Here is a 16,719-nt window from a genome sequence, read left to right on the forward strand (position 1 = left end):
TTGACCGAGGTCAGACTAAGCGATCAGCTCGTTACTTACGCCCTTGCCACAACCGAATTACTTACTCCCTTGCAGCAAGCGAATCAACCTTGCCATCGCTTCACTCAGCTCTTTAACTGCATCTTTGTCTCGGTCAATCAGTATCCAGCGATCAAACTGGTTTACAGGGTGATAGAGCCAGCAGACGTAACGGTCATAGTCACAACCAGATTTGATAAACGGATCAACGCCAAATACGTCCATTTTATTAACCAGCAGTGTGGGAGCGCCCTCCCTGTCATACTTTTTCTCTTGAATCTGCAGTTCATGTCCCGTCACACTAATACTGTATTTAACACCTTTATTAGCATTTTTTTGCTTAACTCTAGCGCCCTGATACGGCACTGTGGTGAGAATGCTATTTATGCGCAGCACCAGTGCTTCAGTCGATGAGTCGGTCAGATATAGCTTTTTAAGCGACTCGAGATAATTATCTTTGCCTTTATCCAGTTTCAAATCAGGGGTTCTAGCGGGTTTCTTCGATACAACGTCTTTCTTCTCTTCGGCTTCCGTGATCATCTGCAGCGCTTGAGTATAAAACTCGCCATCGTCACCAGCTTGAAGGACATAAATCTCCAACGACTTTTGGGCCAGATCATACTCCCCCTGTTGATACATAACCTGTCCATGCATGTAATGAAACTTTTCCGCAAGCGGTACTTCAAGTTCTGATATCTGTTTCAGTTGCCGTTCGGCTTTATCCCACTGTGCACTATCAATTGAACTCTGAACCGCCAGCAGAAGTCTGTTAGCCTCATGTTCTGGGGGTAGCCCAGATGCATAAGTGAGTGTTGGGAACAAAACAAAAAGAGCGAACAACCACTTTCTATAAACGATTAAATACTTCATAGGTCACTATCTGTTTAGCCTTCATTAATATTGCCATGGTTTAAAAATACCTATATGAAGAATAGATGAGAGAAGTTAGAAAGGAAACAAAGCACTGGTTGCTTTTGTAACACAACGTTTCAGGGCATTAGCCTTACATGATGACTGAGTGAAATTACTAACAAAAAATCCAGGCCTTATGAAGCACACACCATATCAGCTTCCGCCATCATCGCATCGATAACCTTGCTTGAAATTGATCGGTCACAATCAACCGCTTTAGCATTCGCCGAGTGCTCAGTAGAGCCCGTACCTTGTTGTGAAGCGGTTCTAAGGATGCTCAACGAGTCATCAGGCTCTGACGGGAAAAAGTCTCCAATATAGGCTTCCACAAGAGACTTGCCATCAGCTACTTTCACGGGGTTAGCGGTATCATGAAGAAGCTGTTTAGAGTCACTACTTAGCTCTTCAATAGTAACGGCCTTAGTTTCGGCGTTATAGGTTTTGAGAACTCGACACCATAACAAAATCACTAATAAGAAAAGAGTGATCTCTAATAAATGTATTAAATAAATCATGAAAGGCCCAAGCAACTCATACCGCTGTTATTATATTGATACAGCCGTTACGTTTTCATGCCTACCTAACCTGATGGAATAAGTAATGTAACAAACTGTTTCAAATATTATATAAGCCCTTGATCATTATATGTGTGACACACTGGTCATTTTGTAGCTAGCAGGAAAAATTCAGGCGGGTTTTACCTGTACATATTTACCGAATTAGCAACAGAGCTTATTTCGGCGCACAGCACAATAGATACTGACCTAAGAAAGCCTGTGAACTGGCTTACCTCTTATTACGCCTGAATATTTTGAAATGCTTCATCCAGTGGTAATGGCCGTCTAATGCCATACCCCTGCGCATTATCAACGCCAATTATTTCAAGCATGGACAGTATCTCTTTATTTTCAACAAACTCAGCAATGGTTTCCATGCCCATGAAGTGGGCTAGTTCATTGATAGACTTGACCAGAGCTTGATCCTTCTGATTATTGACGATATTTTTGATAAAGATGCCATCAATCTTAATATAATCAACCGGAAGTTTTTGAATATATGCATAGGATGAGAGGCCTGTTCCAAAGTCATCAAGGGAAAATTTGCACCCTGTTTTCTTTAAAACCTTGATGAAATCTGTGGCATCTGACAAGTTTGTGATAGTGGCAGTTTCCGTTATTTCAAAGCAAATTTTGTGTCTTGGCACAGAGGTGGCTGACAGCTCTCCTAACACAAAATCCAAAAAGTGCTCTTCATTAATAGATGTTCCTGACAAGTTAATAGAAAAGCCATCGACTTTATCAACAATGCTGGCGTTTTTTTCCATCCATCTTAGAGTGTTATGAATAACCCACTTATCAATTCTGGACATACGGCCGAAATGCTCAGCAGCCTCAATCAATGCAACGGGAGGTAGCAGGTTCTTATCTTCATCATATACACCTAATAATATTTCATAATGAGAAGGCTTGTTGCTCGCCACATTAATATGACGAATTTCCTGGCAACGCAGCATCAAAAGGTCTTCGAGCGAGTGATCAATTCGCTGAATCCAGTTCATCATTTCATTATGATATAGCTGATCCCGGTCTTGGGGGGTATATACGGTTATCCGGTTGCGGCCATGCTCCTTCGAAAGGTTGCAGGCAACACTCGCCTTCTTCATGACCGTATCAATGTTATCACTACTAGAGTCAATTTCGGTTAGGCCGGCACTAACTGTCACAGCAATTGAGTGCTCTTGCCATGAAAAAGCACTTTCCTCCACCGCATCCCTTATATTTTCGGAGAGGATTTTTCCTTCTTTAAGTGCGCAATTATTAAAGATCAGGCCAAACTCATTTCCGCCTACTCTGCCACATGTAGCCATTCCGCCTGCGGCACTCTTTACCACCGATGCAACATGCCTAAGCAGTTGATCTCCCGCAATATGGCCATACGTGTTATTGATAACTTTAAACTGATCTATATCCAAAAAGCAGACAATATAAGATGTTTTGTTGGACATCACATCAGCAACAGCCCGCTCAAGACTCCTTTCAAATGACTGCCGGTTAAGCAAAGCTGTTAGCGGATCACAGCTTGCCTGGTTAGATAAATCTTCATAAACGGACTGCACCATTTGGTGTAATCCCTGGTCTATTACGGGTACTTCTTCTTTATCCAATAATGTCGCCTTACCCTGATTCATGCGGTCTGCCAACTCATCGAGAGATATATCAATATCTTTCATGCCCTGGCTATCAACGAACACAAACCTAAAAGACTTGCTCCCTGACCAGGCTAACCTCATGCGTTGTGCCTGGCCAAGCTCATCAATCAATTCAACCCAATCACCAACGACCATCATTCTGGCCCGCTTATGCCAACGGCTTGTGCCTGGGCTGTTATCTTTCTGTTCTTTGGATGCAGCCGTCTGCGTACCATATTCTTCATTGGGGTCTACTAACCAGCTATACTCTTCAGCAGTGAACAGCTTCGCTTTCTTCCCTAGCAACAAGTACTCTTTTAGCTTATCCATAATCTGGCTATGGGAGGTTTGCCCTGTTGCCCGCAGCTCACGATCAATCATGGTGAGGAAAGTCGGTGCTTCAAGATCTTTTTCCAGACTGTCGCCTACTGAGGCTGACGTATCTGAAGCTAATGCACCAGAAACCGAAGCATCTGCCGGTTCACCTAACCATGAGACAAGCTGATCCACCACTGATAACGAATCCTTAAATCTCGGGCTATCAGCGCCTTCCCTCAACAAGGTCACCAGCATTAACTGCCTCCAGCCACCTTCATCCAGCAAAGAAAGCAAAACCTTGGGAATTTTCTTCCCTTTAATACGTTGGTTAATCTCAGAGACAATCGTTTCCCGCGCCTCAACAAGTCTTTGCTGACCTTCGTATGCCCTGGCTACACGCTCTGAATTACGCTTAAAAGCCTCTTCCTGTCGAGAAACCAAATGATTTATTTCAATCAGTAGCTCTTCAAATAGGTGCAAGTCTCCAGTGTATTCATTGATAATGCGATTGGTGAAGTACTCCAAAGACCGCTCTATACTTCTATTTGGCGCGCGCTTTGTACCTGCTAACTTAGCCAGCTGATTGACAACTTGTCTCGCAGGGTGGTGATGGTTGGAAAAAAAAGTATCATCCAGCAAAACAACCTTAAGCACAGATAGCTTTAGTTTTTTTAGCCACTTTTTAAGCACACCACTGATTCCGATATGCTCTAAAATAGTGTCAAATAACCGATCGGTGATATCAATCAGCTCATTCTCTTTTTCACCTAGCTGGGCTTCTTGCTGGTTATTCTCTTTCAGCCGTTTTTTTACTATATCCTTAAGCGGCAACTCGATAACATTGCCAGGCTGCTCAATACGCTCACGGCTCTCATCATTTTTTACGGATAGTCTATCAGTTCCATTGCTATCACGTTGGCTCTGCTGGAGCTGGCTAACGGCTTCCAAAATATCACCCGTCTGATAGTAGGTGGTGCCCGCCCCGGACTGTGTAGACTGAGTGACAGGGCCGGGAGCCGATACTGAACCACCACCAGCGACAGAAGCCTTGAGGTTTATAAGGGTCTGCAGGGTCGAGTAAGTCCCCTGCATTGTTTCTTTGTGGCCTGCAGCATATTGTTGACCAATATCTCCTTCCTTTTGTTCTCCAGGCCTTTCAGGTTTATCTGGGGCCAGTTGCATGCCAAACAGAGCCTCGTCAGTCATTAACGGCTGAGCGTCCAGTAGATTCTGTTCAGTTTTAGGTGCCTGATTTAATGAGCTCTGAATTGTATCAACAGGCCTATAATTTGTTTCAGAGCGCTTAACATAGGTTTGGTTAGCGACTCCTGGCCTCCCGTTATGCTGAACTTCATCTTTCGTCGACGAGCCCTGTATGCCATACCGTTCAGCAGCAGAAAGAAGAACACCATATATATCCTTAAGCTCAGCTTTAAGCACGCTTCCCAGAACTTTGTAAATAATGGGGTACGAAGACGAGGGTATGGCCAAGGTACCGCAACCAGCCTGAAAGGCCTTTATAATTCTGGCGGGACCAACGGGGCACTCTTCCACACTCACTGCTTTGTCGCTAATTGCCTCAAATACATAACAAAGGCGGTTCAGTTCATAGCCAAGATTTTCTTGAACCACCTTAATCGCAGAGTTCATTGCCAACCAATCTTCAAAGTCATTTTTTTCAACAACTGATAATTTGCTGCTGTCTTTCCTGGGTTCAGTATCAAGCTCTCTACCACAGGCCAGATTACCGAGTGCTGTTGATATACTCTTCGAAACGGAGTCCGACAACCAGTGGCTACGTGACTCTAATGTATGGAGACTTACAGAAAAATCAGAGCGTAAAACACCATCCATAGACTCATTAAACGAAAGCATCAGCTTTACTTCCGCATCTTTAATCGCTCTTTCAAGAGCGAGCGGCAAGCTTTCAAGCATCAGCTTTCGATAACTAAGCAATAGCTTGTCTTTAATCTCTTGCTTACGTTGGTTTTCAGGTGTGGAAGGGGTATTTTGCATAATGCCTTATTTTTGTTACTGCTTATACGACCTGAGAGAACGCATCTCCGTGCAGGTCATTGCTATAATCATTCCGCGGTAATAATTATTTGTCTGACTCATACTGAGGATAGACCAAAGTTGCCAGTGCTGCCTGACGCTGATGCTCTAATGATCGGTTTCAGTTTCAGCCGTCACCTTAACTTTACCGGGCAATTCAGCCTCCTCTGCTTCAACATTTTCAACTAATGATTGAGGAAGCTCTTTCTTTACACGTACGCCAAGGTCAAGGAATTTTTGTGCCTGGCTCAGCAAGTTACCGCGCCCTTCTCGCAATGAGTCCCATGCTTCATGGTAGGTGCTGCTAACCGTGTTGAGTTGCCCTCCCAGCTTATCCATCTTTTCAACAAAAATTCTCAGCTTGTCATAGACCTTGCCTGCCTGATCCGCTAAAACTCTGGCACTCTGATTTTGCTTCTCAATTGACCAGAGGTTTGACACTGTGCGCAACGTTGCAAGCAGCGTCGTGGGGGTTACGACCACAATACGATTTTCAAACGCGTCATTAAAAAGAGTCTGATCATATTCAAATGCTGCTATAAACGCAGGCTCCACCGGCAGGAACATAAACACAAAGTCCGGCGAGTTCATTCCATTTAATTTAGGATAACCTTTTTCGCTCAAACCCTTTATGTGCGCTTTGATGCACTGTACGTAAGACTTTATGTGGACATCTTTTTCCTGCTCACTGCTTGCTTCAACATACCGAGTGTAATCAATCAGAGAGACCTTGCTGTCAATAATAATATGTTTATTATCAGGTAAATGGATAATAAAGTCGGGCCGCATATTTTTTGCGTCATCGTTTTTAAAGTTCGGTTCCCGCTCAAACTCCCGCCCTTTTTTGAGCCCAGACTGCTCAAGTATCATCTCTACCTGGATCTCCCCCCAATTCCCCTGTAGCTTCTTATCACCTTTAAGCGCTTTGGTAAGGTTTGAAGCTTCGTTTGTAATCTGCTGGTTGAGCTTATGGAGTACTTCGATCTGAGTTTTTAACGAAGCTCTCTCTTTGGCTTCATTAACATATACATCATCTATTTTTTGCTTGAACCCCGTCAACTGTTCTTTGAAAGGGGTGAGAAGTGCGTCAAGCCCTTGTCTACTTTGTTCCGTAAAGTGCTTTTGTTTCTCTTGGAAAATCTGATTGGCCAGGTTTTCAAACTCTTGCTTAAGCTGCGTTTTGTTGTCTTCTAATAACTTAAGTTTCTCCTGCCAGTATTGCCGCTCTTTTTCATTTAACTCCTCGTACATGACCTCCGCCTGAATCAACTGCTGCTCTTTCAGCTCCAACAACCCATTAAGCTCAGCAACTTGCACACGCATCCCTGCACGCGCAATAAGCCACCCAATAATGCCCCCAGTAATAAGAAAAACAGTGCTTGCTACCACGCCGACGGTGAGTAAGTATCCATCAATATTTATATCCAACTTATAAGATTCCTTATTGTAGTGACAATATACTAGAGACCTTTGCTCGACGTTATGAGCGAAGTAAAGACAAGGCAAAAAATGACGAAAAAGCGCAGTATATATGTAATATATGAGCATTTTGAGTCATTTTTTAACGCTGTATTTGTAAGCGCAGTAGTCGTGCAAAGATCTCTACTAATAACGCTGAAATTCGGCTCCAAGGCAACCAGCCTCACATTATCAGTTATGCAATCAGCAGTGCTGACCCGACATAAAAAAAGCACACTGCTTTGGGCAAGATCACACCTGCACGCTGTATATTATTTTTAAATAGTTGCAGTGCCCACTTTTTTTACTTTAATTATACATAGCGAGTGCCAGCCGCTTTCAGCTACTACTGCAAAATAATAACCTCCAAAATAAAGCGTATACAATATGAGTGAAAGAAGTAAAAAAACATCTATTCCAACCCTTCCACAACATACCAACCCAGAAGAAAAGGCGCAGCGAGAATATCAACTTTCTTTAGCAAGAACTGCATACAATTACATGTTTTCATACTTGGAGCCAGTGCCTTTATCGGCAGACCTCCCCAAAGGAGAAGGGTTTAGCTTGGACTATGAGGCACAGGTCTTAAGAACCTTTACACCAATGGCAGAAAATTTTAAAAATGTTATTGGCAAGCTGCTTGAAAAAAGAACTGGCAGATGATATGCCAGAAAAAACATTTATGGACATTGAGAAGTCCTTCGAAAAGTTAAAACAGGAAATGAGCATATTGCATCCTGAAAGGGATCTCGAGAACCTTAAGTCTTTTATGCATAGCTTATCCAAACTCCCCGGTGCAATTAAAAAACTAAATGACGTACCCAAAGATGTTGAAAATATCGTCATCGGCTTGGGTGAAGTTTTTGCGGAGTTTGAAAAAGAAGGGCCAACGGCTTTTTTGAAGTCGGCGATGTTTGACATGCTGAGTACAGAAAAAGGCAGAGATTACTTGCAGGCAAGTAGCCCCGAAGATTACAAAACACTGTTCGACACACTTGAAATGCCGCAAACACTCACTATAGACTGAAAACCCTGGATGGAGGAAAACTCCGAACCTTATGAGCAGGACTGGTTTTTCGGTTATTTGCAAATTGGCGGATTTAACACCACAAATCTACGCGGGGTTGTGCTGGAAAAACAGGTTGAGCAAAAAGCCCATACGCTTGCTGACTTACTAGAGAAGCTCCCTATTACAGATACAATGTTCCAAAAAGAGGTCGGAAATAGCGAGTTAACGCTCCATGAGGCTGCCCGGCAAAATAGACTGTTTGTCGTTGACTATGCAATGATGGAAGGCGCTGTTTCAGATAAACTCAATGGCCAGCAACGTTACCTGGCATCGCCCATCGCACTATTTTACTGGAACCCCACCCCACCAAAAGGTTACCCCACAGAAACCGGAGCACTCCAGCCCATTGCCATTCAGTTGGGTCAAAAGCACGACCCAGAAGACACCCCTATATTTACACCAACAGATGCAGCAAATGCCAACGATGCGAATGGATTGAAATGGAAGATCGCCAAATACATTGTTAACGTAATGTGTGCCATTCAGCATGAATCTGTTGCACATTTAGGCGACTGCCACCTCATTGTTGAGCCTGTTGTGGTTGCAGCCCGCAGGCAACTGTCTGATTCGCACCCCATCCTTGAATTACTCATCCCCCACTTTAGGTTTACCATTAACATTAACGATGATGCGATTCATAGTCTAATTGTTCCTGGGGGCACAGTTGCCACCAATGTAGGTCCATCTATAGAGTCTACTCTGGGTTTGGTTGCCAAGGCTCATGAAGCTTGGCGGTGGGATGAAAACAACCCCGATATTGCAGGGCCGCAGCATGCTTCGGTGAACTATGCACAATACCCGCTGATGTCGTTTGCCCCCAGCGTCTCTGGCACCATATATAAAGAGCCGCCATCACGCAGCACTGAACTAAATACGCCGGATGATTGTGTTGCCTGGTATCCTCCACTGGATGTTGCACTGTATACTTCGTCTTTTAAATACCTCCTTAGCAGTGTTCAGTATGACCGCTTGGGCCAATACACGACTAATGTAAGGTATCCTTATTTTAAAGATAAGCGAGTGCACCCTTGTGTTGAAAAATTCCAGGAGCGCTTGTCGTTAGCCGAGATTGAGATAAGAAAACGGAACGAAAAGCGGCCAATGCCCTACCCGTTTCAGCTCCCGTCTCAGGTGCCCAATAGCATAAGCATTTAATAGCGCTAGAAATGTTAAATCAAAAGGTGCTGCCTTTTGATTTAACCTGACGTTGGTATAGGAAATATGTTTTTAATAGGTAAGTATAAAGTCATCGAGCAACTGTATCGAAGCGCGTATACGGTCGTCTATCGAGCCAAACCAGAAGACAGCAATTCAGCTTCAGACACGGTTATTTTGAAGTTGCTCAATGAAGAGTTCCCTTCGCCAGAATCAATGGCCCGATTTAGAAGGGAATATGAGCTTACCAAGATGGCCAACAGCGCCAGCATCATAAAAACCTACGATTTATTTCGTTATCAAAATACATTGGTGATTGCGCAAGAAGACTTTGATGGTGTTTCTCTTGCAGAGTTATTTGAATCGTTCGCCCTGCCTGTTGAACAGTTTTTGCCATTAGCAATTCGAATTGCCGAAGCGTTGGACGACTTGCATCGCTTTGATGTCATTCATAAAGGGATCAACCCATCCAATTTACTATTTAATCAATCAACCAATGAAATAAGAATTATAGACTTCGGGCTCGCCTCAGAAATACCGCTTGAGCTAAACCAGTTTTTGGATCTTGCTAAAGTAGAGGGCAGTCTGGCGTTTATATCTCCAGAACAAACGGGCAGAATCAATAGGCCAATTGACCATCGCTCTGACTATTACTCGTTGGGGATGACCTTTTACCAGCTGTTAACAGGCACAACACCGTTCCAATCAGCAGACCCAATGCAGTGGATTCACTGGCATATTGCCCAGGAAGCTGAGCCCCCCGAAAAACTGAACCCAACCGTTCCGGGCACTCTGTCAAAGATTGTGATGAAACTCCTGTCAAAAACGGCAGAAGAACGTTATGCAAGCTTATCGGGATTGATTCACGACCTAAAAAGATGCTGGAAACAATTTCAGGCAAGTGGAGATGTTGGCCAGTTTGAGGTCAGCTCAAAAGATATCTCCAGCAAGCTTCAAATACCCAAAACCCTTTACGGAAGAACAGCTGACCTGAACCAGCTTATCGCCATATTTGATAAAACTGTTCAGGGAGAAAAAGCACTGCTTTCCGTCGTTGGGCCTTCTGGTATTGGTAAGTCCTGCTTTGTTAGGGAGCTTTCTAAACCACTACTGGTTAAGCGAGGTTTTTTTATTGAAGGGAAGTTTGATCAGCTTGACCGGAGTACGCCATATAGTTGTTTTATTAGTGCTATCAAAGACTTGATCGCACAAATTCTTGGCCTGGATGATTTAAGAATAGTCAAATGGAAAGAAACAATACTCCATGCCTTGGGCAAAAACGGCAAACTCATCACTGATGTAATCCCCGAGCTTGAGCCTATTATTGGCCCGCAGCCAGAAATACAGACCTCTTCGTCTGCCGAAACAAAGAACCGTTTTAATGTCACATTTCAGAGCTTCGTGCGAGCTTTTTGCAGTACAGATCACCCGCTTATCATATCGTTAGACGACCTGCAGTGGGCAGATCTTGCGTCTCTTCAGCTAGTAGAGCAACTCATGCAAGACGCCGCAATCGGCCATATACTGATTATTGTCTCGTACAGAGATAACGAAGTTAATTCATTACATCCGGTTAGCATGTTGTTAAAAAGTCTGTCGCAACAGAGTGCAACCGTTTCTAAAATCGAACTGCAGCCACTCTCACTGGACGACATTAAGCACTTTTTGTCCGATACCTTTCAGTGTGAAGAAGGGCATACAACACAATTAGCAGAGCGTTGCCTGACAAAAACGCTTGGTAATCCATTTTTTTTAACACAGTTTATAAAACACCTAAACAAACAATGGCTTATTCAGTTTGATCACTTATCTAACACTTGGTGCTGGGACATCGACAAGATAGATCAACAGCACACCACAGATAATGTCATCGACCTAATGGTTGAAAAATAAGGGACCTTTCACCACAAGCCTATCAGCTCGCTTGCTCGGCTGCCTGCATCGGAAATCAGTTTGACCTGAATACGTTGGCCGCAATCAATTTTCAAACACCAGAGAATACGGCAAAAAACTTATGGGAGTTACTAAAAGCTGGCATGCTTACTCCGATCGATGACCGGTTTGACTGGGCACAACACCTTCCCCGAGTCGGCATTGAAGCAAATGTTAATCGCCATGCTAAAGTTGTCGCTCAAGGCCCGTTATACCGGTTTTCACATGACCGTATCCAACAAGCGGCTTACTCATTACTCCCCGACTCCGATAAGCATCGCATTCACTTAAGTGTCGGTCAGTCGCTTCTTGAGAGTCATAATGAAAGCAGTATTGATGACATCATATTCAATGTGGCGAACCACTTAAATCTAGCCGCCAGTTTTTCTAACGGTAGCACCAACCCAACTCAACTAGCTGAACTTAATCTTCGTGCAGGAAAAAAAGCAAAAGCGTCTGCCGCCTTTGCGTCGGCATTTCAATACCTCAATAGCGGGCTTGAAAGTGTTAACAGATCCCACTGGTCTAGCCACTATAAGCTGATGTTACAGCTTCATACTGAAACAATGGAGCTGGCATGTATCAATGCAGACTTTGACACGATGGAGGCATTGGCATCCACGCTCATTGAAAATGCCAACACCCTGATCGATAAAATCCCGGTATATGAGACTCGCATTCGAGCATTTATCTCTAAGGATGACTCTGCAGGTGCGGTCAGAGAAGCGCATCAGGCACTGCAACATTTAGGCATCGATATAATATTAAATCCCCAGTTCTCAGACGTTGGCGAGGCCTTAATCGCTACCGGGCAAGGTATTTCATCACGAGGCCCGATGTCACTATTAGACTTGCCCGAAATGAGTGACCCTCATTTGTTAGCTGCCATGCGGATACTGAACCAGATTTTATCAGCCGCCTATCAGTCATCCCCACTTTTATTCCCCATTATCGTGTCGCATATGATCCAGCTATCCATTAGACATGGAAACTGTCCAGGCTCGACATTTGCGTACTCATCCTATGGGTTGGTTCTTTGCGGGGTCGCAGGTGACATCGAAACGGGCTACCAGTTTGGACAGCTGTCAATAAAGCTGCTTGAGCACTTGAACACCGATGAATTTAAGGCAAAAACCCTATATGGGGTATATGTGTTTGTTTATCACTGGAAACAGCACCTTGATAAAACAATCCCCCCACTGAAAAATATATTTCAGATTGCCCTAACAAATGGTGATTTCGAGTATGCTGGGTGGGCGGGCATGATGATCAATGTGCACTCCTTCTTTGCGGGTAAACCCGTCGATAAACTGGAAAAAGATACGCAAAAGTATCTAAGTAAGATCAAACAAATGAACCAAAATACGGCGTATTCGCATACCTGTATTTTCATTCAAATGCTCAGCTCACTAAGAAAGCCGTTTAATGCCCAAATGCTTTCAGCCCCGCGAACGTTCTTTGGCAATTACTATAGTGAACAAGACTCTGCAAAACTGCACGCTTCAGGCAATGACCAAACAGCACAATGTATCGAGCACTTTAATAGAATGATACTGTTATACCTGCTAGGTAACTATGACAGTGCATTAGAGCAGTCAGAAGAAACCAAACACTACCTAAACGGCCTGGTTTCGTCGGCTTATATCCCCGTGTTTTATTTCTTTGACTCCTTGATCAGGTTAGCCATTTGTAGTGCCTCTACCCATGCAGAAAATAAGATCATGGATGATTCAACGAAGGCGACTCATCTCCAGGATATCGAAACCAACCAGCAAAAACTTGGTCACTGGGCCGAGCATTGCCCCGAAAACTTTGCCAACAAGTATCATCTAATCGAGGCCGAAAAAGCCTCTGTTTTGGAAGCCCCTTCTTTAAAAACGATTGAAGCATATCAGGCTTCAATCAGTTTGGCTGTAGAGTCTGGTTTTCTTCATGAGGAGGCAATATCCAATGAGCGTTTGGCGGAATATTTATTGGCAAATAATCAGCCAGACATCGCAAAAGTTTACCTAACCAGAGCCTATCACCTGTATCAGCAATGGGGCGCTGAAAGCAAGCTAGGCCAACTTCGATATAGGCACCCACTGCTTTTAGGTGAGTTCTATCAAAACCACATTACCAAAAGTACCTTCTCTGCGGCTCAGTTGCATGGTGGGCAAACCAGCTTATTAGATTTTTACTCAATGATGAAGGCGACCCAAGCTATATCCGGTGAGATAGTACTGCAAAACCTTCTCGAAACCATGATGAATCTGGTACTTGAAAATGCCGGCGGACAAAAAGGCTATTTGCTCTTAGCACATGAGCCCGCAGATGGAGAGATTAGCTGGTCTTTAGAAGTTATTGCCCATGCAGGCGGCCGCATTGAAACAACCTCATCCCCGATAGATTTTGAGACCGAAGCCAGGTTTCCTGTTAACCTCGTCCAAACAGTCATCCGCACCAACGCCCCACTTGTACTCGCTGACGCGAGTGCTGAGTCGCAGTTTAGTAACAATGAATATATAGAAAAACACCAACCTAAATCCGTCCTCTGCTCCCCCGTAGTAAACAGAGGGAAATTAAGTGGTATCGTTTACCTCGAAAATGAGTCAACCATTGGTGCATTTGCTGAGGATCACCTCAATACGGTTCAATTGTTATCAACTCAAACAGCAATTTCGCTCGAAAATGCGAAGCTCTACGCCAGCCTGGAAGAGCGAGTAGCCTCTCGCACCCAAGACCTAAGAGAGGCCAACGAAAAGCTAACACTTTTGGCAACCACCGACTCATTAACCAACGCGCTCAATCGACGCCATTTTCTAGAAAGATCCAGGCAGGAAGTAGAACGAGCCCTGCGCTTTAACAGGCTGGCTATCGTCATAATGATGGATATTGATAACTTTAAAGAAGTGAATGACACCTATGGGCACGCAGCTGGCGACGAAGCGCTTAGGCAAGTCGCAAGCATTAGCAAAAGGAATTTGCGAGAGCAGGATCTATTTGGACGCATGGGTGGCGAAGAGTTCGCAATACTTGCACCTGAAAATAGCCTTAATGACGGTATACAGCTTGCCGAACGAATTGGACGCTCGATAGAACAGACCCCCATACAAATCCCACCGGACTCTTTTCAGATTACCGTCAGCATTGGCATTACAGTCGTAACACAGGCTTCTAACTCCATCGAACAGCTCTTACAACTAGCGGACAAAGGTTTATATCTGTCAAAAGAAAATGGGAAAAACAGAGTAACTGCATACAGTGAAGATATCTAAAATACTCTACATTCGCTCGACTGAAGAGATTAGCTATAGACAAAGATAATTCAATTATTGCAGGCGCTGTGATTCTATTCTTAGCGGCAATGATTTCCGCGTTGCTATTTGTCAACAAGACTCGGATAACGGAATGAAACTGCTTATCTTGTTCATTGGCTTCGTTACAGGTTTTATGGGCCGCACCGGTCGGCAAAAAGTGCAACATAAGCAACAATATGTACCTGTAAGCGCTCATTAATCACCATTAACTTGCATTGTGTTTAATATATATTAAAAATAACGTTATGGTTAGGTGATAACGTGAGGTATTCAATGAGCGCATTGCAACTAATTGAAGAGAAAATTCAAGAACTGCCTTTTGATGAGGTAGCTATTCTTCAAGCTTGGCTGGATGATTACAGAGCCTCTCTTTCGGACAAACTAAAAGATGACGAGATTGAGCTGTTGGGATCGCCAGTACTCACACACACAAGCAGAGTTGGCTTTATGGAAGGACAAATTAGTACTCCCGATGACTTTGACCAAATGGGCAGTGAAGGTATCGAAAAGCTATTCAATGGTGACTGATGAAGCTACTTCTAGATACCCATATTTTGCTATGGGCCGCTGGTGAACCAAGGCGCCTAAGTGAAAAGGCACTCGCCTTAATCAACTCACAGGAGAATGAACTATTTTTCAGTGTGGCTAGCTTGTGGGAAGTTGTAATAAAAAATGCACTAGGCCGAAAGGACTTCAAGGCAGATGCAAGCGTACTTCGTCGCGGGTTACTGGATAACGGTTACATCGAATTACCCATTGCTAGTGAGCATGCTGTTACCGTAGGCAGTTTACCATTAATACACAAAGACCCATTTGACCGTATTCTTATTGCTCAAGCAATAACAGAAGGCTTTACATTAGTTACTGCGGACTCAACTATTATTAAGTATCCGGGGCCCGTACTTGAGGTATGACGGTCAAAAAGGATAGTGGCCAGTGGTTAGTTAATACTCGCCCAGATGGGGCGAATGGTAAGCGCGTTCGCAAGCATAACTATAACCATGCGGTACGTGCACTTGGCGCCAGAACATTTGGAAGAAACGGTAAGGTTAAACCCGTTACAGAGTGGGGACTTTGTGGACACAGAGAAAGAAGATAAAGAGTAAAGTACTCTGAAAGCCTTTATTTATACGGCTGTTAATCGACCGCGACGTTTGGAGTAATTCCGAAACTGTCATGGTAGTTTTATGGCGTTACAAAAGCAGTTTGATCCATAACAATATAGCGTTCCGCCTTTAATTTCAAAGGCTCAGAGGGGAATATCCTTGAGCTATCCATGTAATTCGAAAGATAGTGATTTTTTGGATCTCGCACAGATTGACTGAGCGGACGTGATCACAAGCTTAGTTTTTTCAGTAGCTTGATTCGGTAGCACAAAAAACAGAGATCTTTTCACTATTAATATCAAATAGTTAAAGCCCGCCCCCAACACGCTACACGATTTGGAACACCAATATTTTTATTAGTGTACCGTATCGCGTTTTTTATTCACGGTACGGTACCGCAATAAATTTAATAGGGTACCAAATCTCGCATCGCAACTTCAGTAGGCTCGAGCTCGATTAAGTGATATTTAAAGTGATACGAAATGCCTAAGAGCAACTAGTCAATGGCAGATAAAACCATAAAATATCAGAAACTTACCTAGCATTAACAGGCAAAAATAAAGTGATATTTTTCGGCCTGTTTTGCAACCAACATTACTCTCAGTTCCAAGTTTTATCATTTTTATGTATAGCAGATTGAGTAGCTTGAGCTATACATGATTTTGACATTAGTCGTTTTTATGTATAGCAGACTGAGTGGCGTAAGCTATACATGATTTTGACTTTCCATTAAATAAATGGCGGAAGACACTACCTTTAAGACTTAACTAGTTCAAATAAATTGTAGTAGTTCAGACTTGATCTGACAGTTACCGATTTTTAGATGGTGTCTGTCAGGTCAGGTTCAGTTCACGAACTTTTCCTTCCAGATACTTTTGCCATCAAGCAATGTTTCCATTGGCGTTCTGCCACTACACTTTTTGCCCTGATGGGTTCGATCATTATTATAGTAATCTAGCCATTCGTCCAGGTCCTGCTGCAATTCATCGATCGAACCATAGATCTTTCTTCTCAGAGCGGGCTGATAAAACTCTTGCAGGATTGTTTTATGGAACCTCTCGCAGATCCCATTGGTTTGCGGGTGACGCACTTTCGTTTTGGTGTGTTCAATATCATTTATTGCTATGTAGAGCTGATAATCATGGCTGTCAGCTTTGCCACAAAAGCGTCTTCCGTGTAAGTCATGATCTTATCTTTTAAATACGATCA

General features: G+C 43.5%; 12 protein-coding genes and 1 pseudogene. 8 read left to right on the top strand and 5 right to left on the bottom strand.

The features are described from left to right. Positions 1-57: 57 nt before the first annotated feature. The 4 genes from MY523_RS10320 to MY523_RS10335 all read right to left on the bottom strand — a co-directional run bounded on the left by MY523_RS10320 (position 58) and on the right by MY523_RS10335 (position 6,919). Positions 58-888: a tetratricopeptide repeat protein gene (locus tag MY523_RS10320; protein ID WP_250658683.1), complete on the bottom strand. Its 831-nt coding sequence runs from the start codon at positions 886-888 to the stop codon at positions 58-60. Positions 889-1,064: 176 nt separating this feature from the next. Further along, positions 1,065-1,445: a hypothetical protein gene (locus MY523_RS10325; protein ID WP_250658684.1), complete on the bottom strand. Its 381-nt coding sequence runs from the start codon at positions 1,443-1,445 to the stop codon at positions 1,065-1,067. Between the two features lie 281 nt (positions 1,446-1,726). Continuing rightward, on the bottom strand, positions 1,727-5,452 hold the full coding sequence (locus MY523_RS10330; protein ID WP_250658685.1) for a DUF1631 family protein: 3,726 nt from the start codon (positions 5,450-5,452) through the stop codon (positions 1,727-1,729). A gap of 147 nt (positions 5,453-5,599) precedes the next feature. After that, positions 5,600-6,919 carry a DNA recombination protein RmuC gene (locus tag MY523_RS10335; protein ID WP_250658686.1) on the bottom strand — a complete coding sequence of 440 codons (1,320 nt, stop codon included), beginning with the start codon at positions 6,917-6,919 and terminating at the stop codon, positions 5,600-5,602. A gap of 417 nt (positions 6,920-7,336) precedes the next feature. Here MY523_RS10335 and MY523_RS10340 point away from each other — a divergent pair, with 417 nt between their 5' ends. From MY523_RS10340 to MY523_RS10375, 8 genes are all read left to right on the top strand, one after another. Then, positions 7,337-7,612, top strand: coding sequence for a hypothetical protein (locus MY523_RS10340; protein WP_250658687.1), 276 nt, complete (start codon positions 7,337-7,339; stop codon positions 7,610-7,612). 1 nt (position 7,613) lies between these two features. Next, the gene (locus MY523_RS10345; protein ID WP_250658688.1) at positions 7,614-7,976 is read left to right on the top strand and encodes a hypothetical protein; all 363 of its coding nucleotides are present in this window, start codon (positions 7,614-7,616) and stop codon (positions 7,974-7,976) included. Positions 7,977-7,985: 9 nt separating this feature from the next. Next, the gene (locus MY523_RS10350) at positions 7,986-9,173 is read left to right on the top strand and encodes a lipoxygenase family protein (RefSeq protein WP_250658689.1); all 1,188 of its coding nucleotides are present in this window, start codon (positions 7,986-7,988) and stop codon (positions 9,171-9,173) included. Between the two features lie 66 nt (positions 9,174-9,239). Then, complete coding sequence (locus MY523_RS10355) at positions 9,240-11,066, top strand: AAA family ATPase (RefSeq protein ID WP_250658690.1); 1,827 nt, start codon at positions 9,240-9,242, stop codon at positions 11,064-11,066. 143 nt (positions 11,067-11,209) lie between these two features. Beyond that, the gene (locus MY523_RS10360; protein WP_250658691.1) at positions 11,210-14,362 is read left to right on the top strand and encodes a diguanylate cyclase; all 3,153 of its coding nucleotides are present in this window, start codon (positions 11,210-11,212) and stop codon (positions 14,360-14,362) included. 315 nt (positions 14,363-14,677) lie between these two features. Continuing rightward, a complete protein-coding gene (locus tag MY523_RS10365; RefSeq protein WP_250658692.1) occupies positions 14,678-14,932 on the top strand; it encodes a hypothetical protein in 255 nt (84 codons plus the stop codon). After that, complete coding sequence (locus tag MY523_RS10370) at positions 14,932-15,318, top strand: type II toxin-antitoxin system VapC family toxin (RefSeq protein WP_250658693.1); 387 nt, start codon at positions 14,932-14,934, stop codon at positions 15,316-15,318. The genes MY523_RS10365 and MY523_RS10370 overlap by 1 nt, the downstream gene beginning before the upstream one ends. Continuing rightward, the gene (locus MY523_RS10375; RefSeq protein ID WP_250658694.1) at positions 15,315-15,503 is read left to right on the top strand and encodes a hypothetical protein; all 189 of its coding nucleotides are present in this window, start codon (positions 15,315-15,317) and stop codon (positions 15,501-15,503) included. The genes MY523_RS10370 and MY523_RS10375 overlap by 4 nt, the downstream gene beginning before the upstream one ends. Before the next feature lie 851 nt (positions 15,504-16,354). On the opposite strand, the pseudogene MY523_RS10380 reads toward MY523_RS10375, so the two are convergent. Further along, positions 16,355-16,684: pseudogene (locus MY523_RS10380) on the bottom strand (integrase core domain-containing protein); the annotation flags it as partial. Positions 16,685-16,719 lie beyond the last annotated feature (35 nt).

The sequence above is a fragment of the Alkalimarinus coralli genome, from assembly GCF_023650515.1.
GTDB lineage: Bacteria > Pseudomonadota > Gammaproteobacteria > Pseudomonadales > Oleiphilaceae > Alkalimarinus > Alkalimarinus coralli.